Below are 21,662 nucleotides of genomic sequence, written 5' to 3'. Positions count from 1 at the left end.
TTCAAAAAGTTTTTGAAACCAAAATTGTATCCAAACCATACAAAAATTACAGTTCATTTGAATGAGTTGTGATTATCTGTCAGTTTTTTAAGGTTGATATTCTCTTTTTTGAGTAAACTAACTGCCGCTCATGAGATTATTGCTGAAAAATAGGTTTTTAATCGTTTTTCTTCCGGTTTTCGCTATCCTGTATATGCTGGTGGGGGCAATCACGTGGTATGTTTATGTTGATCAAAAGGAGCGAATATTAAAAAATACAGTTGCCAACTATTCTTACTATCTGGAGCAGCGAAATAACCTGATTCTCGCTTTACTGTCGCCTACTGTATCTGATATTAGTTACTTAGCGCGGCAACGCTCGGTACGAAAATATTCGGGGGAAAAGAGGGACATCGAATTGCTGAAGGAAGACATGCAGTTAATGGCAATGAGCAACCAGGACTACAAACAGGTAAGATTTATTGGACCAGATGGGAGAGAGCGAATTCGCTTTAACTGGATCGAGGGAAAGCTACAGAGTGTACCGGATAGTGTTCTTCAGGATAAGAGTGACCGCTATTATTATCGGAATGCACTGGAATTAAAGCCCGGTGAGATCTATGTTTCCCCCATCGATCTGAATATAGAGGGCGGTCAAATTGAAGTGCCATATGAGCGCGTTATTCGTTTTGCTACGCCGGTGTACAGTTTGAAACAAAAGCTGTTAGGTATTATCGTTATCAACCAGTATTTAAACGGATATTTCAGCCAGTTGTCAGGCGAGAATAAAAAAGTGAATAAGCATTTCATGTTTTTGAATACTGACGGGTATTGGCTGATGGGCCCTCCGAACTTTCCTGTTTTCGGTTTCATGTTCAACAATCTGGCGAATCAGAATTTTGCACATTATTTTCCGAATGCGTGGGGCACCATATCTTCACAAGCTGCCGGCTCGGTGTACAATGATAACGGGCTTTTTGTTTTCCGGCATGTTTCGATCGCCAATGATTTCATCAATGGAAAGCAAAATAACCTGAATAATCTGATTTCAGATCCTCAGAATGATTGGGTATTCGTGGCTCATTTAAAAAAGACAGATATAGCCCAGCTATTACATCTGCGTGTGCTGCTGTGGAGCGCACTTTTGCTATCGGCCCTTGTTCTTTTCTTTATCACCTACTTTATCAGCCGGTATCGATATAAAGAACAGCTGTATATCGCCGAATTAAATTCGCTGAATGAAGTGCTGGAGGACAAGATTGACGAGCGCACCCGGGAGCTAACCGAGGCTAATCGTGAGCTTCAGAGTGTCAATGAAGAATTGGAATCTTTTTCCTATTCGGTTTCACATGATTTACGTGCCCCCTTACGGCATATTTCCGGATTTGTTGATTTACTGGTAAAGAAGAATCAGGAGGAACTGAACGAAAAGGGAAAAACGTATTTACGGTATATCAAAGAGGCGAGCAGTGAGATGGCAAAGTTGATTGATGACCTGTTGAATTTTTCCCGTATGGGAAGAGCCGAAATGAAAATGGTTCGGTTCGATATGAGCTCTTTGGTCGGAGAAGTTCAAAAAGCAATAGAGCGTGATAATAAAGAGCGCGATATTCGTTGGCATATTGAATCGATGCCGGAAGTGAAGGGCGATTACGCGTTGCTTCGGCAGGTTTGGTATAACCTGATCAATAATGCAGTTAAATATTCTTCGAAAAAAGAATACACTCAAATCGATATAACCTGTGAGGTGGACGAGAACCAATATGTGTTTTCAATCAGGGATAATGGAATTGGGTTTGATATGAAGTATATACATAAACTGTTTGGTACTTTTCAGCGACTTCATTCGGATGCCGAATATGAAGGGACAGGTATTGGCCTGGCCATTGTACGGAGGATTGTTAACCGGCATGGAGGTCTGACCCGTGCAGAAGGAGCCCCCGGCGAAGGAGCTGTTTTTTCATTCAGTTTGCCTAAAGCATAAACCAACAAAAAGATGGAAATTAAAACGGTTTTATTGGCAGAAGATAATCCCCGGGATGCCGAGTTGACCCTGGAGGCTCTGAAGGAGAATAATCTGGCAAATGACATCATTTGGGTGCAGGATGGTGAAATGGTAATGAATTACCTGTTGAAGGAAGGCGAGTTTGCTGACCGGAATCCGGGACTTCCCGCCGTTGTTATTTTGGATTTGAAAATGCCCAAGATGGACGGAATTGAAACTTTAGCCGCTATTCGGAGTAATGAAAAACTGAAATCAATTCCTGTCGTGATGTTAACGTCATCGCAGCAGGAGGAAGATTTGGTGAAAAGCTATGATCTTGGAGTAAATGCCTATGTTGTAAAACCGGTCGATTTGGCTGATTTTATGGAGGCTATCAAACAGCTGGGAATGTTCTGGGTTGTTGTGAATCAATCACCTAAAATTTGAATGGCTGGCTATGGATGTAAACGAACCAAAAGATAAGCTAAAGGTGCTCTATCTGGAAGATGACGCTTACGATGTTGAGATTATGCGTGAGATTCTGGACGATTCATTCGATGCGGAAATGTACAATGTTGATAATCGCGATGACTTTTTAGCAGCACTGCGTCACGATGAGAGATTCGATCTCATTCTTTCAGATTATAACCTTCCCGATTTCGATGCCACTGGAGCATTGGACGTTGCGTCTGAAATTTCTCCGATGGTACCGTTTATTTGTGTTTCCGGAACGGTTGGGGAGGAGAAAGCTGTTGAGCTTTTAAAGCAAGGTGCTACCGATTATGTGTTGAAAGACAGAATGGTCCGGTTGGTTCCGGCTATCCGGCGGGCATTGAAAGAAACAGAGGAAAAGCGGAAACTAGCGGAAGCGCACGAGAGGTTAAAGAGACAAAATGAAGAGTTGTATCTTGCTAAGATAAAAGCCGAGGAAAGCGACCGCTTGAAATCAGCTTTTCTGGCCAACATGAGCCACGAGATCAGAACACCGATGAACGGAATTCTTGGTTTTTCAGAGTTATTGCTTGCCAACGATGATCCCAAAGAACATGAAACTTATGCCGGGATTATCCGGGAATCGTGTGACCAACTTCTCTACTTGATCGATAACATACTCGATTTATCATTGATTGAAGCGAACCAAATCCAGGTGAAGAAAGGGTTAGTCGATCTGGAGAAGTTGTTTATCTATCTCTTTTCGATGTTTGAACTGAAGTGCAAGAAGAAAAATATCAAACTGAAAATGGTTCCGGTTCCGGAAGAAAGCCGGTATATCACTTCCGATATTTCGAAGCTCAAACAAATTCTGACCAATTTGGTAGGAAACGCTGTGAAGTTTACACACGACGGCTCTGTTGAGTTTGGTTTGAAAGGCGACATGCATAGCCTGATATTCTATGTGAAAGATACGGGAATCGGAATTCACGAAGATCATCATCAGTTGGTATTTGAACGCTTCAGGCAGGTGGAAGAAGGAACTACCCGTACTTACGGCGGAACAGGTCTCGGCCTGTCGATTGCTAAATCGTTGGCTGAATCGCTGGGAGGATATATGTGGTTCGAGTCGGTACCCGACGATGGTTCGGTTTTCTATTTTTCACATCCGTTAAAGAACAGGCAGATCAAGGATAAAATCAGGCTGGCTAAAAATCCGGAAGTCGACTACAGTGATCTCACTTTTTTAGTTGTTGAGGATGAACGGAATAATTTTATTTACATCAATGAATTACTGAAAGACACAGGGGGACGGGTAACGCATGCATCGAATGGTCAGAAAGCAGTGGAGCTTTGTCGTACCCGCTATCCGTCCTTCGATTTGATTATCATGGATATTCGTATGCCGGTGATGGATGGTTTGGAAGCAACACAGCGTATTAAGAAACAGAACGATGTTCCGGTCCTGGCTTTGACAGCCTACGCGCTGAATACTGATCGGGAACGTATTTTGGCTGCCGGATGTGATGATTATCTATCCAAGCCTTTCAAAAAGAAGGATTTATTGGAGGCCATAAATAAACTGGTTAAACAGTCGTAAACCGGAAGAAATGTGCAATAGAAGATTTGAATCAGTTAAGAAACGATTGATTTGATGGAATTCTCTTTAAGGTAAGCTAAATCTGTACTTCGTAAACTCCCAGTTTGTTGCGTATAATATTCTTTACCACAAATGCTCCTTTTTCAGGAATATCCTCTACTAAATCGAACTGTTTGCAATCATTGTGAAGGGCCGAGAAAATCAGCGTTATCCGGTGAATCTTCTTCCGGTCGGGAACGGAATGCCAATCGGGATAAAGCGCAATATTCCAGGCATCAATCAATTGACTCCTGTGGTTATTTTCACGATCGACAAGGTAAGTAGTTGGCCAGATACGCACCGGACCAATGACGCCGGAGAGTGTCCCGGGAAGGATGGTACATTGCAGAATAATCTGTCTCTCCTTTTCCGTCTGCTTCAGAAGTTTCAGGGAGTGAGGCCTCGATATCAACCGGAAACTATCCAGTTCTTCGTTAGCGACCCGCGTTTCCTGCTGGTGGCTGTTATGGGGGGAGAATTCCTTCATATCCTAAAGCTAAGGAATTTAGATCAGGAATGGAAGAGCTACAGGTCAGGAAATGCCATAATATCCTGAAAAAAGACCATCTTTTAACAATTGGATACCTGTTCTGTCTCGAAATTTTCAGTTTTACTCTAGAAAGGAAATGCTTTTAAATGGTACGTAAGCCCGATTGATACCAGCATGTAAGACTGTGGAGAAACTGGTAGTCACTTCTTAAATTGGCAATCTCCCCGGCTATTTTTCCCTGCCGGTGCGGTAAGAGTCAATTGCGGTAATGTGTTTGATATTGAATGATATGCTAATAATTCTTTCGCTGTCTCTATTCAGCAGCAAGCTTTATAAATAGTGGCAATGATGTTCTGCGTCAGCAAGTGAACCATTGTTTATCTGTAACAATTTTGCGTTCTTTACCCTGGAAAAGGGAAAACTAATTTGGTAACTACAGCATGTCTCTATCCGGAATGGAAAGGATTCATATTTTATGGGAGCAAATTGTCCAAAAGGATGATAAAGAAGCTTTTGCTGAACTTTATAACCTTTTTATCGACGATCTGTATCGCTATGGAAGCAAGTTGAGTCCGGATGAAGGCATGGTCAAAGATTCCATCCAGGAAGTTTTTCTCGATCTGTACGACAAGCGTAAGAAATCCAACATCACCAGAAACCTGCGGCTCTATCTGATTGTCGCATTGAAAAGAGTACTGATAAGAAAACTGCAAAAGTATCGCCGACTGGAAAAGCGTGATATTAACGATGTGGACATGTTCGAAGTGCAATACAGCTTCGAAGAGCAGTATATGGAGGAGGAGGCTAGTACCCTGGTGTTGGAAAAGGTGAAGAAGATTATTACCGACTTACCAGCCAAACAAAAAGAGATTATTTATCTGAGATTCAATCTGAGTCTCGAGTATGCTGAAATTTCCTTGATGCTGGGAATTTCTGTGGAATCTGTCAGAAAGCAGGTCTACCGTGCTATTAAGTCGGTTCGCGAGAGCATCGATTACCCCGATTTACTTCTGCTCCTCTTTCTCTCCTATCATACGAATGGTTCTCCCCATACGGCCTGAAATGACTGCTATATTAACTCAATGTTTCGAAGGGGGTGTGTTGTGTCTTTTCGAATTTTCATGTTGTTCTGCTGTTGATTTTCTGAGGTGCTAGCCAAACAGTGTTTGTTTTTTTCCTGATCTGAACGCTTTTAACCGGGGGGAAATGAAATACTCCATGATATCCCATAATTTTTCTCTCTTTTTATTGTTTTTAAAATACACATGTAATCAGTGTGTTATGGTTGGATTATGAAAAAAGTATTTAGTTTCTTAAAAAAAAGTTAAAAAATCCTGTCCATAAAATGAAGTTGGCTGTCCCTTCTATTAAAAGCATAAAAGTTAATGGACAAGATTGGTCAGTTTTTAGAAGATAAACGCTTTATCGATTGGGTATTTCATCCCGATGAAGACATCGAACGCTATTGGGAGAATTACCTTCGGGAGCATCCGGAAGAGAAAACCAATCTTCTATTGGCCCGAAAAGTGGTTGGAAAGTTTCGCACCATCGACAGTGACCTTTCCGAAAGTCAAAAGATTATGCTTTTCTCCGGTATTCTTAAGGAAATAGAACGGAGACAATCTGGTCGCCGGACAATTAAGCTGTTTACTGTTATTTCGCGTTACGCGGCAGTAGCATTGCTGTTCTTCTCCATTGGTGCATTACTCTTTTACCGCAAGGATAACCGGGATCAACGCTTTCTTACCGAGGAAATTTCAGGTCAACCCTCGGGACCGATGACAACACTGATTCGCCCTAATGGGCAACACATCAAATTGGCAGAAGATAAGTCGACTTTTGCCTATCAGGCTGGCAATAAAAAGCTGGTGATTAACGATTCCATCCAGGTGGCATCATCGGAAAGCACGCCAGGCAAAAAGAACAATGAGATGAATCAACTCATTGTTCCTTACGGGAAAACATCCGAAATGCTGTTATCCGACGGAACGAAGATTTACCTGAACGCTGGCAGTCGCCTCATTTATCCTGATGTATTCGAAGGAAAGCATCGGGAAGTATTTCTCGTTGGTGAGGCATATTTCGAGGTACATAAAGATCCCAAACATCCGTTTATCGTACAAACGACCGATATCAACGTCGAAGTTTTGGGAACTCACTTTAATGTCTCAGCCTATCCTTCTGATAATGTATACGAAACAACACTGGCTGAAGGAAAAGTGCGCATTCGCCAAAACAACGCCGGGCTGTTTGATAAGTCGATTGATTTGGTTCCGAACCAGATGGCGGCCTACAATCGCGATAACAAGGAAACGAAAGTCCGGCATGTGGATGTGGAAAACTACATCCTTTGGAAAGACGGCATGCTGAAGTTTGCCAGTTCCGACTTTAACCGGGTAACCCGAAAACTCGAACGCTTTTATAATATCCGTATCACTTTCCAGGATCCGATGGTCGGCATGCTGAAGATTTCAGGAAAGCTGATGTTAACGGAAAAGAAAAACGAAGTGATGGATGTGTTGTCACAAACCGCTTCAGTGAAAATAGTTCAAATAGGAAAAGATAATTATGAGATAATGAAAAATTAGGCTGGTGAGGCGGCATCCTCATCCAGCCTAAGATTAGCAAATTCTGTGTATAACCTACTAATTGTACAAAATTATGAAAAAAACGCGATTAGGGCATATCTTATGCCTGAAAAGTAATCGTACAACTTTTCGAAAGATGAAATTAACCTTACTACTAACTTTTCTTGTAGTTGTGGCTTTCGGAAAAAGCTTTTCGCAGGAAAGCAATCTGACATTCAATTTCAGAAATGCTAATATACGGGAAGTTCTCAAAGCCATAGAACAATCAACCGACTATGTTTTTATTTACAAGGACGATTTGTTCGATTACTCCAAAAAGTATTCCCTGAACATTGAAAATAAAAATATCTATGATGTTTTGGAGCAAATCTGCGCTGAGACCGGCGTCGCTTATGATATTCGCGACCATCAGGTGATTCTCAGGGAGAGAGAAGCTCCTCTACAGCAGTCTGCCCAGCCGCAGGAAAGGAAGGTATCGGGTGTCGTACTGGACAGTAACGGAGAACCCATACCCGGTGTCAACGTACGGGTGGTTGGAACCACTACTGGTACAATAACCGATGCAAACGGGAATTTCAGTATCAATGTGCCTTCAAAAACCAGGATGCTGCAATTCTCCTTTGTTGGGATGAAGACCAAAGAGGTGGACATCACCGGGAAGAACATGCTGAATGTTGTGTTGGAAGATTCGGCTGTATCGCTGAACGAGATTGTGGCGGTTGGATATGGTATCCAGAAAAAGCGCGACCTGACCGGTTCGATTGTATCGGTAAATATGGGGGCGGTCGAGAATTCAAAAGTAAAAGATGTGATGTCGGCATTGCAAGGCCGCGCAGCCGGTGTTCAGGTGGTTTCCAATTCTGGAGCTCCCGGTGATGGAATCACCGTAACTGTTCGTGGGCAATCTTCCCTGAACTCGGGAAACAGTCCGCTCTATGTTATCGACGGAGTGCCCGTTGAGACCAATTCATTATCCCAGTTAAACGGATGGAATTCACACGGATTAAATCCACTGGCCGATATCAACCCGGCCGATATTCAGTCAATAGAAGTGTTAAAAGATGCCGCTTCCACTTCTATCTACGGTGCCCGAGCTGCTAACGGTGTAATTTTGATTACTACCAAGCGCGGACAAGCAGGTAAAGCGCAAGTAAGTGTCAACGCTTCTATGGGGTACAGTAAAATTACCCGCTTCCTCAGTGTCTTGAATGCGACGCAATGGCGTCAGGTTGTTACCGATGCATATCGTAACCTGGACTATTACAACGGGGCAACAACTCCGACAGAACCAAGCTGGACGGTCATCGATTCACTCAGCCCTCGCAACAACGGCGATGTTGACTGGCAAGATGTAATGTATCGTACTGCTAAACAAAGTCAGGTAGATTTTTCGGTTGCCGGAGGAAGCAAAACTTCGAAGTATGCCTTCAGTACATCAGTATTGGATCAGGATGGTATTTTCCTGGCTTCAAATTACAAACGAATTACTTCCAGGTTGAACACCGATTTTACGGTTTCCGATAAAATGAAAATCGGTCAGAGTGTTTCCTATACGCATGGTGTTAACAATCGTATTAATGCCGGTGGTACCGGGAACAACAGCCTGGTGGTCTCTATTTTGGTCAGGCCTCCGACATATTCGTTGACCTTCCCCGATGGTTCACCCATTAACTATTTCTTTGGAAAACGTAACCCGGTGGCATTGGCCGAAGAGGTTACGCACCTGAATACGACAAACCGTATCATTGGTAACCAGTATTTGGAATACGAACTTCTCAAGGGATTGAAATTCCGGGCTAACCTGAGTCTCGATTTCATTAATATGAAAGAGGACGAATTCTATCCGACAACCGTCGATTACCGGGCAGGATACAACCGCGGAGCTGTTCGCTCTACCAATAACCTGACCTGGGCAAACGACGACTATCTGACCTATACCAAGTCGTTCAACGATGTGCATCACCTTTCGGCCATGGCCGGATTTAGCACGCAGGAATGGAAAACAGAGGTAACCGGTCTGGACGGAATGTACTTTGCCAGTGATAACATTCATACGCTGAATGGTGCCGGTACCATTTCCAATCAGGCCGTCAACGTAGCCTATGGACATAGTCTGGCTTCCTATTTCGGTCGTTTGACTTATGACTATAAAAGCAAATATCTCTTCGAAGCAAACTTCAGGGCCGACGGTTCATCCCGTTTTGGTAAAGACAACCGTTTCGGTTATTTCCCATCAGCCTCAACTGCGTGGCGCTTTTCGGATGAGCCGTTTGTAAAGGATCTGAACTTCTTTGACGATGGTAAATTGCGTTTCAGTGTTGGACAAACCGGTAACGAAGCCATCGGAAACTATACTTCGCAGGGAGAGTTTGCTATTGGGACCAATTATCTCGATAATTCCGGTGCATCTCCAACCGTGATGCCTAACTCAGCTCTGCACTGGGAAACTACGACACAGTATGACGCCGGTATAGATTTGACGATGCTGAACAACCGGGTATCCTTCGTCGGCGATGTCTATATCAAAAATACATCCAACCTGTTGTTCGCTGTTCCGATTCCGGAAACGACCGGGTTTAACTACATCACTAAGAACATTGGTAAAATTCAGAACAAGGGGCTGGAACTTTCGCTGACGACCTACAACTTTGTGAAAGCCTTTAAATGGAATACAAGTTTCAATATCAGCTTCAACCGAAACAAAGTTGTCAGTCTTCCCGAGGATATATTGACGAATGGTTTTATTCAAAACGGTTCATACCATATTCTGAAGGAAGGCGAACCCATCGGTGTTTTCTACGGATGGAAATCAATGGGCGTTTATTCCAGGGATGAAGACAATGTTGACCATGTACGAATGGGATCGTCCAACGGAAAAGAATTTATGGGCGGCGATGTAATTTGGGAAGATCTGAATGGTGATCACATCATCGATGATAACGATCGGCAAATTATCGGAAACGCGCAACCCAAATTTACGGGTGGTCTGAACAACGAGTTAAGTTATAAGAATTTCAGTTTGAATGTTTTCTTCCAGTTCTCTTACGGAAATGACATTTACAGTAACCTGAATTTCATGAGGAACTGGGTAAATTCATATAACAACGTTTCGACCGATGCATTGAATCGCTGGAGAGAACAGGGTGATGTAACCAATTACCCGAAACCTACCCGCGGCGACCCAATGAGAAATACCAACCGGGTGTCCAATCGTTGGATCGAAGATGGTTCTTACATCCGTTTGAAAAACGTTAACCTGGCTTACGATTTTCCTAACGTGATTACCGACAAGTTGAAAATTAGTGGCTTACGTCTTTATGTAACCGGACAAAACCTGGTGACATGGACGCATTATACCGGATACGACCCGGAAGTGAGCTCATATAGTGGTTTGCAGTTAGGCATCGATGATGGAGCTTACCCACAGAGCCGCACATTTATTATGGGTTTAAATGTTAAATTTTAATTCCGGAGGCAATGAAAATGAAATATATCAAATTAACTGTCGCAATTATACTTCTGTTCCAGGTGGTAGCCTGTACAGATAATATACTAGATAAAAGCCCGGTTAGTAGTTTTTCTGCTGAGGGATTTTATAAAACAAAAAGTGATGCACAGGCTGGAGTCTATGGAATCTACAACGCTGCCCAATCCGTTTTTAGAGTTAATTTCGCTTACTGGGGCGAAGGACGGGCAGACAATGTGCAAACTGACCAATCCGGAGAAGGATTGATTTTGATGCAGAATAACCTAAGTGAGTCAGCGAGCTCTGCTGATTGGTCAACATTATATAGAATGATTAGTCGGGCAAACTATGCCATTAAATACATTCCCGATGTATACAAAGACGATCCGGGTGGTGGTACACAATTAATTGGTCAGGCGAAAGCTTTACGTGCACTCGCATACTTCTATCTGGTTCGCGTATGGGGGGACGTCCCGTTAATCACCGAACCTTATACCTCTACTGATCAGGATATTTTCGTGACAAAAACGGATAAAGAACAGGTTCTTGATCAGATTGAACAGGATCTGACGTATGCCGCTACCAATTGCGTTGAAAAATTCAATAACGAAAAGGACCGGATCATGGTTACGCAGGGAACGGCGAATGCCTTGCTTACAGAGGTCTATATGTGGAGACACAAATATAGCGAAGCAGTTGCTTCATCTCAGTTGGTGCTGAATAACCCTTTGTATTCATTAGTCTCGAATATGGATGACTGGGGAAAGATTTTCACCGACGGCTATTCAAAAGAAAGCATTTTTGAAGTTGGCTATAACGATGAGCAAACGAATCTGCTGCGTGTTCTTTATGCACTTGGATCGTACGCCATTTATACGCCTTCCGAAAAATTTAAAGCTTCTTACGAATCGGGTGATCGGCGTATTCCCTATGTGTATGATACAACCCTTTCCGATCCGAAAGCAATTTGGAAGTTTTTGGGTAAAGGAGTGAACGATGAAGATCCTTCCAAGTCACATCAGGATATTGTTCTTATCAGGCTGGCCGATATCATGTTGCTCCGCGCCGAGGCTTTAACGCAACTCGGAGGTGCAGAGAATATAAATGAAGCTCTGAATCTGCTAAATAAAATTCGGACCAGGGCAGGATTGCCAGCTTTTAATACGGAACAGGAAGCTGCTGACAAATATGGTGACTTGGAGTCTGCCATTTTGCACGAAAGATCAATCGAACTATGTTTTGAAGGTCACCGTTGGTTCGATCTTGTCAGAACCGGACGAGCTATTTCTACCATGCAACCTATAAACGGGTTGAGTGATGAAGGAAACCTGGTTTGGCCTATCAGTACGAGCGTTTTGAATAAGAATCCGAATATGGAGCAAAACGACTATTACAAGTAGGTCTTTGTTAGGCAAATAACAGTTCATGAAAGTTAAAAATGAGTATAATGAATAAAAATAAGATATATTTCTTTGGGGCTTACCTGGTAAGAATAATGGTGGCTTCAAGCTTGCTCATGCTGGTTCTTACACGATGCGAAATTCAACCAGACTTTGAGTATCAGCACAGTTATACGGATCCGAATTTGAACATGACAGCCTGGGAGTATATTCAGCAACAAGATTCCCTGTCATTCTTGAAGGAAGCCATTACAGCTACCGGATTGCAGGATATGTATTCCGGAGCAGATAAAAAAACATTTATCGCTCCTCGCAACAGTGCATTCAGAGATTATCTGACAACCAATAATTATAGCAGTATCAGTGATATCCCGGTACCGATATTGAAAAACATCTTGTTGTATCATATTATTCCTCAAAAGATACTGTTTACGGATAGTACATTTTATACGGTGAATTTTCCGGTTGCTTTTGAGACCGAGAACGGTCAACAAATGTATTTATCCCGGAATAACAATTATCAGGGAGTGATCAACCAGGGAACAAACCAGAGCTGGACGATTGTAACCTCTAACCTGGAACCCACGAACGGAGCTATCCATATTTCTCCTGCTCTTGTTTACTATTCGGCGGTAACCGGTACGACGGATATTACAAATCCGTCGCTGGAAACCGATACCATTTATGCTACGCAAGACACGTATATCAATGGCGGTACAAAAGCCGATCAGAACTTTGGTTCCGATATTCTCATTAAAGTGAAAGATGTAGATGGCGCCGGAGATTACGACAGAAGAACGTTCCTGATGTTCGATTTGAAGGACATTACTAAAACCGGCAATTTAAGACAGGCTTTCGTCGATGTGGGTGTGAACTTCACGCATGGAAAAGGATTACGTTTGAGTTTGTATGATGTTCCGGATACAACATGGTCTGAGACTTCGATGACCTGGAACAATGCTCCCGCTTCCGACCCGAATGAGATATCACATCTGATCACAAGCAAGGTTTCAGTGTTTAGCTGGGATTGCTCCGATTATGTGGCCGGAAAACTGCAGAATCCCGGAAAAATTTCAATTAAAATTGATGGTGAACCAGGAGGAAACGAAACCAACGATCTCATTTCGAAAGAAAATCCCAAAAATGTACCACCGATGCTGATTTGTGTTTTCTCTTCGGGTAACAGTAACCTCGCAATGGGCACAAATACCGGGTTCTCGGTTGAAAACGGAGGTTCCGCAGTTCTGAAAAGCAGCGAACTTGAGATGAGTGGAGCCGCTCCGGCCGACATTATCTATACACTTGAGTCTGCTCCTTCAAACGGATGGTTGATAATGGGAACACAAACATTGACCGACGGCAGTAAATTCACTCAGTTAGACATTGACACCGGTAACATTGTGTATGTACATTCCGGTACCAGTTCGGCTGATGATAGCTTTACCGTATCTGTTGAAGATAGGGATGGAGGTAGCATTAATCCGTTCGATGTCGCAATTACTGTTCAATAATTAATAAAATTAGACTACAGGAGCTGAAGAGCTCTTGTAGTCTAATCCTAAATTCTTGTAACATGGTAAAGTACATGCTACTTATATTTCTGTTCGCCTTTGTTTCATGCAAAAAGGAAACGTCCGGTGATTTACCTGTCCAACAAGGAGCAAGGATAATCTCATTTGCGGGATACGACTGGGTGGTTGAAGACTCGAACGATAATACAGTAGGGCCTGGGCCTAACTATTTTTCGAATTCCGAAGACAATGTTTGGGTCGACGATCAGGGACGGATGCATCTAAAAATAACTCAACGTGACGGAAAATGGTATTGTGCAAAAGTCTCGCTTTGGAATACCTATGGTTATCACAAATATGTTTTTTTCCTGGATAGTCGCGTAGACCAACTCGACAAAAATGTAGTCGCCGGTTTATTTGCGTACAAGACTGATGTGCAGGAAATCGATATTGAAGTTTCCAAATGGGGAGATGCGAACAACGATAATTGTCAGTTCGCCGTTCAGCCCTCTACAACTGCGGGTAACAAAGTGAGATTCAATCTGCAGTTGAAAGACGATTACTCAACGCACTTTTTCGACTGGCAGAAAGATTCAATCAAATTTGGCTCATACCTCGGTGAAAGCTTAACGCCCCCGCAAGAAGATGTGGTAAAAACCTGGACTTATACCGGAGAAGATATTCCAACATCTCAGGACCTGAGATTAAAAATCAACCTTTGGTTATTTCGCGGAAAATATCCCAGCGACAATCAAAACAACGAATTGATTGTGAGTGATTTTAAAATATTATGATGAAGGTAGATAATCACGGTCACTTCGAATCCGGCGCCTGTCGACGGTGCGATTCATAAGACGAAGGACGTGGTCTGTCTCGACGAGTAAACTCTGAAATGGAATCTTTCGCATAGAGCCAGTTAAACAGAGGTTTATAAGTATCCGGGGAGGCATCTGTCGAAACCATTGTATACGAATTGACAGTTAGCTTGTTGGATGGTGATGTTTTCTTCCTGATGATAACCGATTGAAAATTAGGTTGACAGTAGCAAAAACATACGAAAGACGGAACGTCTTTCCCGGTACTTTTTTTATTATCTGTTTGGGCTTAGCTCCTTTGGTATTGACTAACAGCATGGTTCATCATGCAAAAAACCACCAATCATTGTAACTTACCGGTTGGTGACAAACCATTGGAAATGATTCCTGTAAAAGTTAAATCATTTGATTTTTCAATATGAAAGAATTTGAAAACCTGGACGTGCATGTTTATCCTTCACGGGAAGAGATGGGACAGGCTGCCGGGGCTGATGTGGAGAAGCAAATTGTTGCTTTGCTGGAGAAAAAGGAATCCATTCGCATGGTATTTGCTGCCGCTCCGTCGCAAAACGAGGTGCTGGCTTCGCTGGTTCGTTCCACAAAGATTGATTGGCAGCGAATTACCGCATTCCACATGGATGAATACATTGGGCTGGATTCGGCAGATTCTCGCTCGTTTGCCGGCTTTTTGAACGAAAGGATATTTCAGCAGGTACCCTTCCGGGAAGTACATTTGCTCGATGGCAATAACCCGGAGGAGACCATTGCCCGCTATTCGAAGCTACTGAATGAAGCGCCCATCGACATTGTTTGTCTGGGCATTGGCGAGAACGGGCACATTGCCTTTAACGACCCCCCGGTAGCCGATTTTAATGATTTGAAGCTGGTGAAACGGGTGACACTCGATTGGGCTTGCCGGAATCAGCAGGTGAACGACGGCTGTTTTCCCACGTTGGAAGAAGTGCCCACTGAGGCGATTACGTTAACCATTCCGGCATTGATGCGGGCAGACTATTTATTCTGTGTGGTTCCGGGAAAAACCAAGCGTCAGGCGGTGTATGATACCCTAAATGGTCTGATTACAGAAGAGTGTCCTGCTTCGGTTCTCCGAACGCATACCCATTGTAAGTTTTACTTCGATGAGGATTCGTTTGGCCGCGAGCAGTACAACTGATAGTTCAAAAGCCGAACGTGAATCGTTTTCACTTTGGCAGCCAATAACAAGGTACTAACCTGATACAATTATAAATATGCGGCCGGGTTCAATCCGGTCGCTTTAACTGACTCAATCCGTCGTATGGATAACAGGCGAAGACGATTTATCAAAAATATGACAGCTGCTGCGGCTGGTGTGACGTTGGGAAGTATGGCATACGGAAATTCTTCCACGAATGCTTTCAGCCGGAAGGCAAATGGTGATAAGGATAAGCAGCCGGAAGCACAATTCCCGTTCTACCCATACGTGAAGAAATACAATTTTGGCGATTACTTGCCGAAAGATCAGGGTGGAAAGTTTATTCAAATGCAATTAATCGATTCGGAGAATGACCACGTGATTGTGGAAGCCATCCGGAACGGCCTGCTGCAGCGAGTATATGGGGATCCCATTGGTTGGGGAAAGCTGGAAAAGACGGAGCTGGAGAAAAGTGTGTGGCTCAACCGCTTTTACTACCTGCCGTCTTTTGCCCGGCTTTATTATTTGTCGGGAGATCAGAGTTACCTGGAGGATATGATGAAGTTGATTCGCGTGTGGATACATGACAATCCGCGGGTAACCGATCATCCTACTTCGAAATACAACTGGTACGATATGCAGGTGGCCTGGCGTTCCATTCATCTTTCGTGGTGCTATTACCTGGGAGGTGAGGGATTGTCCGATGCCGATAAACAACTGATTGAAGATACGCTGAAAGAGCATGCCCTTGTTTTGGCGGAAGGTTTTGGTCAACAGAAGCTCAATGAATTCAACCACCAGGCGCACGGAGCTTTGGCAATGATTTACCTGGGGATTTTATTTCCCGGGTTACAGCAGGCGGAAGAGTTGAGAACCGGTGCGCTTCGGATTCTGGAACATCATATCAATTTTGCCTTCTATCCCGATGGCGGGAATGTAGAGCAGATGTTCGGATACTATCCGTTCGAAGCTTCCATTTTCAGAGATACGTATTTGTTGTGTCGTGACAACGGCGTGACGCCGCCTAAAAATATTTTGCCGCTTCTGCACAAGATGGCCGACTATCTTTTCGAGGTAGCACAGCCCGATGGCACCATGCCTCCGGTGAATGATTCTTACCCGATGCCGGTGAATCCTACCGAGACCATCATTCGCGAAGTCCTGAATGAAAAGGCGAACGCAGATAAAAAGCCGGGTTCCTATTATCTTCCCGAAACGCAAATCGGGGTGATGCGTGCGGACGGTTCCGGTTTAACGCCCTGGTATTTGCTGGCCAATCCGGCCAGGACAATTGGTTCGCACGACCATGCCGGGCGACTGGGCTTTGTGCTTTGGTATGGTGAAGAACCTGTACTGATTGACAGTGGGTGCAGTAACTACGATAATCCGTTGATCGTGAAATGGTATCGTACATCGAGAGCACATAACACCGTACTGATTGACGGAAAACAGGATGCTGCGACTTCGAGTGATAGACAGTGGGTCGGAAAACGGCAGACGAAGAACCGGATTACCGATTGGGAAGAAAAGCCTGACTATAAGTTAGTGAGAATGGTTTCCCCGGCCAGCGACCCGACTAATCCGAACGTACAGTGGACCCGTAGTCTGGCCTTTGTCCGGAATAAATACATGTTGATTCACGATCATTTCAAAGCAGTAGAAAAACATAACTACGAGCTACTGCTTCATTTGTTGCCGGCGGAAGTGGAAACTCACGGTGCCCGGAAAAGTGTGTTGCTGAAAACCGATCAGCCGATGGCTATCATTCCGGCGAATGCAGATTCCTACGATGATTTGAGTGTAGGCAAAGGGTATGTCAACATCGAAGGGATGGACAAATTCGCACCCATAGTCTCGTATTCTACTTCCGGTGCCGATACCCACTCGGTATTGCTGGTGGTTCCGGGAAAGGAGAATGCTACGGAATGGAACGTGAAGCAGGAACTGCTGGCCGATGGTTTGGCGTTGACAGTGGAAGGTCCTTCGGGCGAAAAAGACACCATTTTATTCCGGAAGCCGGGCGCTTCGTCCGTTAGCTACAAAGGACATCAAACGTCCGACTGGATGGCCGTCTTTTAGACTTCGTTGAACACCGATTGAAATGATAAATACCAAAACATAAAAGTTCGTAAACTAAACAACGACTGATGAAACGCTTGAAACAAAAACCGATTTCCGCAGCTGCGCTCTTTGCATGGCTGACCATCATTATTCTTTTCTTCCCCGGGGCGTTCGCTTCCGCGGAAACGCAAAAAATTGCCGATAAGGCGAAAACGGAAGCTGTTAAACCTTTCCCGATAAGGGGATTTCACATCGATTTGCGGATTGAAGTGATGACCATGCCCGCTTTGAAGGCTTTCGCCAAAGAGTTGGCCGGGATGGGCATCAACACCCTGGTGATGGAATGGGAAGCTTCCTATCCGTATGAAAAGCACGCAACGATTTCCAGCAAGTACGCTTACACGCGCGAGCAGGTCAAGTCGTTTGTGTCCTACTGTGATAGCCTGGGTATCGATGTCATCCCGTTGCAGCAATGTTTCGGGCACGTGGAATACATTTTACGGCATGCGCGGTACAGTGAGCTGAGGGAATCAAAAAAGGATATCTCGCAGGTATGCCCATCGCAGATAGAAGGTGACAAGAAGCTGTTCACCGATCTGTTTGCTGATATGGCATCGCTGCACAAGTCAAAATACATTCACATTGGTGGCGACGAAACCCGGTTGTTGGGGCATTGTCCCATCTGCTCGGCCAAGGCTGCAGAAGAGGGGAAGGGCAAATTGTTTGCCGATTACATCGCCGAGATGTGCAAAATTGTGGTAAGCCTGGGGAAAATCCCGGTGCTATGGTCCGATATCGTGTTGAAGTACCCCGAAGCCGTCAAACAGCTGCCCAAACAAACCGTGTATGTGGATTGGAACTACGGTTGGAAAATCAATCACTTCGGCGATATTGGCAAGTTACTCGACCAGGGACTCACGTTCTGGGGCTCGCCGGCCATTCGCAGCCATCCCGATAACTGGTACACCACCGATTGGCAAAAGCATTTCAATAATCAGCACGATTTCATCCCGTATGCCCGAAAAGCCGGTTACCAGGGAATGGTCATGACCTCCTGGTCCACTTCAGGCGTTTATGGTTTTACCTGGGATACCAATTACGAGGTGATTGATATGCATGCGATTCGTAATGTCTATCCGTTGTCCGGCTTCCACATCCTGGTTGCTGCCTATGCGCAGTCGTTGAAGCAGGCCGAGCCGCTCAATCCGGAGAAGTTTGTGGTGCAGTATGCACAGGACCGCTTTGGTTTGACCGCAGCAGAGGGAGAGAAGCTTTGGAAAATACTGCTCGTCTCCCCGAATTTAGTAAAAGTGGATACGCCGGAAGATGTGGCGAAGCTTGACTCCATCAGGAAGAGTGTTGACGCGGCGAAAGCGATGATGGCAACACTGACTCCGAAAGATCATCAGAAAGAGTTCGCTCATTTGCGGCTGATGCTCGACTTAAGGGACTTTTATCTGGCCTTTAAACAAGTGGAATCAGTCTATGAATCGGATCAGTATAACCGGGAGATGGGAAAAGTGATATTGCCGAAGCTGAAGAAGCTGTTGGATGAATCGAAAGACCTGAATGCCCGCTTCGCCGAGTTGAACAAAGGTTTCCTGTATCCCGATGAAATCAAACAACAGAATCATATCCGGAACGAAAAACTAAAAAACATATACGAAGCCGTAGCGAACGTACGGTAATTATAAAACGTTAAATATGAAGAGATACCTGGTATTGCTGATGGCCGGAATGGCCTTGTGGATGAATGGAATGGCGCAGAGCAAGACGGCCAATTTCCCGAAGAAGGTAGTGTATCCGAAAGAGATGCCTGCGAAGAAGAACTTTTGGATCTTTATCATGGCCGGTCAGTCGAACATGGCGGGGCGTGGCGTAGTGGAGCCGCAGGATACCGTTCCGAATCCACGCATTTTAGCGATGAACCTGCAGGATAAATGGGTCGTGGCAAAAGAGCCGTTACACCTGTATCAGCCCAAGGTAACGGGAATGGATTCCGGCCTTTCGTTTGCACGCGAATTACTGAAACATGTGGGCGATTCCATCACGATCGGGCTGGTTCCAACGGCAGTGGGCGGCAGTTCCATTCAATACTGGATGGATGATTCCATATTCAATGGCGTCCACCTCTGGAGCAATTTCAAGGATAAGACCGGAACGGCGATGAAATACGGCGTGGTCAAGGGGATTCTCTGGCATCAGGGCGAAAGCGATGCCTTCCCGGCCAAAATACCGGTATACAAAAAGAAAGTAGAGACGGTGCTGACCCGTTTCCGCACATTCATCGGCGATGATTCCCTGCCCATCATTATGGGAGAGCTGGGATCATATACGCGTCCACCCTTACGGGCGAAAAGATGGGCGGAGATCAATGAAATTGTCAAGACCGTACCGAATGATCTGAAAAACTGCTACGTAGTTCCTACGAGCGATTTGACCTGCAACCCCGATTACATCCATTTCAACAACAAGTCGCAACGAATATTGGGGAAACGGTACGCTGACAAATACCTTCAGATTAGCTCCGGGAAGCAGGAGACAAAATGATGCTTCGTTCACGATAGTAAAAACAACCATAAAAGCATAATAACAGAAAGGCTAACCCATGCAATTGATTGACTGGATCGTTTTGGCGATGTATTTTTTGGTGCTGGTGGTGATCGGCTTGAGCGCTTACCGCAAAGTGAAGAATTCGGCCGATTTCTTTACCGCCGGCGGAAAACTGCCCTGGTGGCTTTCGGGTGTTTCGCACCATGTGTCGGGATACAGTGGGGCGGTGTTTGTGGCTTACGCCGGAATCGCCTATACGCACGGATTTAACCTTTATATCTGGTGGGCCTGCGGTGTGGGCCTGGCTACATTGATGGCTGCCTTGTGGGTAGCGCCGCGTTGGGCCAAGCTACGCATCAAGACCGGTATTCAGTCGCCTACGGAATACCTGCTGGCCCGGTATAACCTCACCACGCAGCAAATCATCGCCTGGAGCGGAGCCATTATCAAGGTATTTGATGTGGGAGGCAAGCTGGCTGCGATCGCTGTATTATTGAATGTATTTACCGGCACTTCGCTGACGGTTGGAATTATTCTGGCCGGAGGTGTGTCATTGATGTACATTACCATTGGCGGCTTGTGGGCGGATGTGTGGAACGACTTTGCCCAGTTCATGATTCAACTGGCGGCCGGAATCACCATGTTTGTGATGATTCTCGGAAAACTGGGCGACGGGTTTTCGGGAGTGTTTACGCTGTGGCACCGGTTGCCGGAAGCGAACTCGCATTTGTTTAACGATCCCTACACACCCGCGTTCGCTATGGCGATGCTGGTCATCGATTTCTTCAGCTATAGCGGCGGAACCTGGAACCTGGCGACCCGTTTCATCTCCTCTTCTTCGGGAGGTGAGGCCCGTAAAGCCGGTGTTTTGTCGTCGGTCCTCTATTTTGTGTGGCCGTTGATTCTGTTATTCCCGATGTTTGCGGCACCGCTCTTTTTTAAAGATTTGGCTGACCCAACGTTATCCTATGGTATGATGGCCATGAAGTTCCTTCCGGCCGGATTGCTCGGATTGGTACTCGCTTCGATGTTTGCCAACACGTTATCGATGACTTCTTCCGATTCGAATACCGTTTCAGCGGTGATTACCCGTGATATTTTGCCCGTGGCTGTTCCGCGTGTACGGAATTTTACTCCGAAACAGGCGCTTATCATGGCACGAATCACCACCTTTTCGTTTACCTTGTTTACGATCATCGTGGCGATCAACTTCCGGCACTTTGGCGGAGTATTCGGCCTGATTGTTTCCTGGTTTGCCTCGTTGTTGGGGCCGATTGCTATCCCGATGATTCTGGGATTGCTGCCGGTGTTCAGACGGAGCGGAAGTACCGCAGCCATTGTGTCTATCATTGGCGGATTGCTGGCTTTTGTGGTCACGAAACTGCTGCCTGATTTCTCCCTGGCGGGAGAAGTGGCGACACCCATGCTCACCTCGTTGGTGTTGTATGTGGTAACCGGATTTCTGATTCCCGGTGACGAGTCGGCGAAAGCGGATGAACTGTTGTCGGCACTGAATGACGAAGCGAAATAAAAAGATGACAATGAATGGATAGATAAACCAGCTGTTTAG

Annotated in this window: 15 protein-coding genes; 14 read left to right on the top strand and 1 reads right to left on the bottom strand. The window is 44.9% G+C overall.

All coding sequences use genetic code 11. The features are described 5' to 3' along the window. Positions 1-130 precede the first annotated feature (130 nt). Genes GJU87_RS08905 through GJU87_RS08895 form a run of 3 tightly spaced genes read left to right on the top strand, consistent with a single transcriptional unit; the run spans position 131 to position 3,995 of the window. Positions 131-1,963 carry a sensor histidine kinase gene (locus GJU87_RS08905; protein WP_153639198.1) on the top strand — a complete coding sequence of 611 codons (1,833 nt, stop codon included), beginning with the start codon at positions 131-133 and terminating at the stop codon, positions 1,961-1,963. Between the two features lie 12 nt (positions 1,964-1,975). Continuing rightward, entirely contained in the window at positions 1,976-2,410 is a 435-nt protein-coding gene (locus GJU87_RS08900; protein ID WP_153639197.1) for a response regulator, read from the top strand. 10 nt (positions 2,411-2,420) lie between these two features. Then, on the top strand, positions 2,421-3,995 hold the full coding sequence (locus tag GJU87_RS08895; protein WP_153639196.1) for a response regulator: 1,575 nt from the start codon (positions 2,421-2,423) through the stop codon (positions 3,993-3,995). A gap of 76 nt (positions 3,996-4,071) precedes the next feature. Here GJU87_RS08895 and GJU87_RS08890 read toward each other — a convergent pair whose 3' ends face one another. Continuing rightward, positions 4,072-4,521 carry a hypothetical protein gene (locus GJU87_RS08890; RefSeq protein WP_153639195.1) on the bottom strand — a complete coding sequence of 150 codons (450 nt, stop codon included), beginning with the start codon at positions 4,519-4,521 and terminating at the stop codon, positions 4,072-4,074. A gap of 458 nt (positions 4,522-4,979) precedes the next feature. On the opposite strand from GJU87_RS08890, the gene GJU87_RS08885 reads away from it, so the two are divergent. The 11 genes from GJU87_RS08885 (at position 4,980) to GJU87_RS08835 (ending at position 21,623) form a co-directional block, all read left to right on the top strand. Next, complete coding sequence (locus GJU87_RS08885) at positions 4,980-5,585, top strand: RNA polymerase sigma factor (RefSeq protein WP_194831483.1); 606 nt, start codon at positions 4,980-4,982, stop codon at positions 5,583-5,585. 324 nt (positions 5,586-5,909) lie between these two features. Then, positions 5,910-7,112, top strand: coding sequence for a FecR family protein (locus GJU87_RS08880; RefSeq protein WP_153639193.1), 1,203 nt, complete (start codon positions 5,910-5,912; stop codon positions 7,110-7,112). Positions 7,113-7,248: 136 nt separating this feature from the next. Next, the gene (locus GJU87_RS08875) at positions 7,249-10,578 is read left to right on the top strand and encodes a SusC/RagA family TonB-linked outer membrane protein (RefSeq protein ID WP_153639192.1); all 3,330 of its coding nucleotides are present in this window, start codon (positions 7,249-7,251) and stop codon (positions 10,576-10,578) included. Between the two features lie 11 nt (positions 10,579-10,589). Beyond that, positions 10,590-11,978, top strand: a complete 1,389-nt coding sequence (locus GJU87_RS08870; RefSeq protein ID WP_228491922.1) for a RagB/SusD family nutrient uptake outer membrane protein — start codon at positions 10,590-10,592, stop codon at positions 11,976-11,978. A 47-nt stretch (positions 11,979-12,025) separates the two neighbouring features. Next, complete coding sequence (locus tag GJU87_RS08865; RefSeq protein ID WP_194831482.1) at positions 12,026-13,489, top strand: DNRLRE domain-containing protein; 1,464 nt, start codon at positions 12,026-12,028, stop codon at positions 13,487-13,489. Between the two features lie 62 nt (positions 13,490-13,551). Beyond that, on the top strand, positions 13,552-14,283 hold the full coding sequence (locus tag GJU87_RS08860) for a glycoside hydrolase family 16 protein (RefSeq protein WP_153639190.1): 732 nt from the start codon (positions 13,552-13,554) through the stop codon (positions 14,281-14,283). A gap of 439 nt (positions 14,284-14,722) precedes the next feature. Then, complete coding sequence (locus GJU87_RS08855) at positions 14,723-15,478, top strand: glucosamine-6-phosphate deaminase (protein ID WP_153639189.1); 756 nt, start codon at positions 14,723-14,725, stop codon at positions 15,476-15,478. Positions 15,479-15,634: 156 nt separating this feature from the next. Then, positions 15,635-17,557, top strand: coding sequence for a heparinase II/III family protein (locus GJU87_RS08850; RefSeq protein ID WP_194831481.1), 1,923 nt, complete (start codon positions 15,635-15,637; stop codon positions 17,555-17,557). Between the two features lie 68 nt (positions 17,558-17,625). Next, on the top strand, positions 17,626-19,227 hold the full coding sequence (locus tag GJU87_RS08845) for a family 20 glycosylhydrolase (protein WP_153639187.1): 1,602 nt from the start codon (positions 17,626-17,628) through the stop codon (positions 19,225-19,227). Positions 19,228-19,243: 16 nt separating this feature from the next. Further along, on the top strand, positions 19,244-20,089 hold the full coding sequence (locus GJU87_RS08840) for a sialate O-acetylesterase (RefSeq protein WP_153639186.1): 846 nt from the start codon (positions 19,244-19,246) through the stop codon (positions 20,087-20,089). 58 nt (positions 20,090-20,147) lie between these two features. Beyond that, positions 20,148-21,623 carry a sodium:solute symporter family protein gene (locus GJU87_RS08835; protein ID WP_153639185.1) on the top strand — a complete coding sequence of 492 codons (1,476 nt, stop codon included), beginning with the start codon at positions 20,148-20,150 and terminating at the stop codon, positions 21,621-21,623. The last annotated feature ends 39 nt before the right edge of the window (positions 21,624-21,662 follow it).

It is taken from the genome of Prolixibacter sp. NT017 (genome assembly GCF_009617875.1).
GTDB lineage: Bacteria > Bacteroidota > Bacteroidia > Bacteroidales > Prolixibacteraceae > Prolixibacter.
This window is presented reverse-complemented; position numbering and strand designations above follow the sequence as displayed.

Bases quoted from the DNA above. Each gene is read 5' to 3' on its own strand.
- GJU87_RS08865 (WP_194831482.1), top strand. From the start codon at position 12,026: ATGAATAAAAATAAGATATATTTCTTTGGGGCTTACCTGGTAAGAATA.
- GJU87_RS08835 (WP_153639185.1), top strand. From the start codon at position 20,148: ATGCAATTGATTGACTGGATCGTTTTGGCGATGTATTTTTTGGTGCTG.
- GJU87_RS08890 (WP_153639195.1), bottom strand. From the start codon at position 4,521: ATGAAGGAATTCTCCCCCCATAACAGCCACCAGCAGGAAACGCGGGTC.
- GJU87_RS08905 (WP_153639198.1), top strand. From the start codon at position 131: ATGAGATTATTGCTGAAAAATAGGTTTTTAATCGTTTTTCTTCCGGTT.
- GJU87_RS08895 (WP_153639196.1), top strand. From the start codon at position 2,421: ATGGATGTAAACGAACCAAAAGATAAGCTAAAGGTGCTCTATCTGGAA.
- GJU87_RS08845 (WP_153639187.1), top strand. From the start codon at position 17,626: ATGAAACGCTTGAAACAAAAACCGATTTCCGCAGCTGCGCTCTTTGCA.
- GJU87_RS08870 (WP_228491922.1), top strand. From the start codon at position 10,590: ATGAAAATGAAATATATCAAATTAACTGTCGCAATTATACTTCTGTTC.
- GJU87_RS08880 (WP_153639193.1), top strand. From the start codon at position 5,910: ATGGACAAGATTGGTCAGTTTTTAGAAGATAAACGCTTTATCGATTGG.
- GJU87_RS08900 (WP_153639197.1), top strand. From the start codon at position 1,976: ATGGAAATTAAAACGGTTTTATTGGCAGAAGATAATCCCCGGGATGCC.
- GJU87_RS08855 (WP_153639189.1), top strand. From the start codon at position 14,723: ATGAAAGAATTTGAAAACCTGGACGTGCATGTTTATCCTTCACGGGAA.
- GJU87_RS08860 (WP_153639190.1), top strand. From the start codon at position 13,552: ATGGTAAAGTACATGCTACTTATATTTCTGTTCGCCTTTGTTTCATGC.
- GJU87_RS08885 (WP_194831483.1), top strand. From the start codon at position 4,980: ATGGAAAGGATTCATATTTTATGGGAGCAAATTGTCCAAAAGGATGAT.
- GJU87_RS08875 (WP_153639192.1), top strand. From the start codon at position 7,249: ATGAAATTAACCTTACTACTAACTTTTCTTGTAGTTGTGGCTTTCGGA.
- GJU87_RS08840 (WP_153639186.1), top strand. From the start codon at position 19,244: ATGAAGAGATACCTGGTATTGCTGATGGCCGGAATGGCCTTGTGGATG.
- GJU87_RS08850 (WP_194831481.1), top strand. From the start codon at position 15,635: ATGACAGCTGCTGCGGCTGGTGTGACGTTGGGAAGTATGGCATACGGA.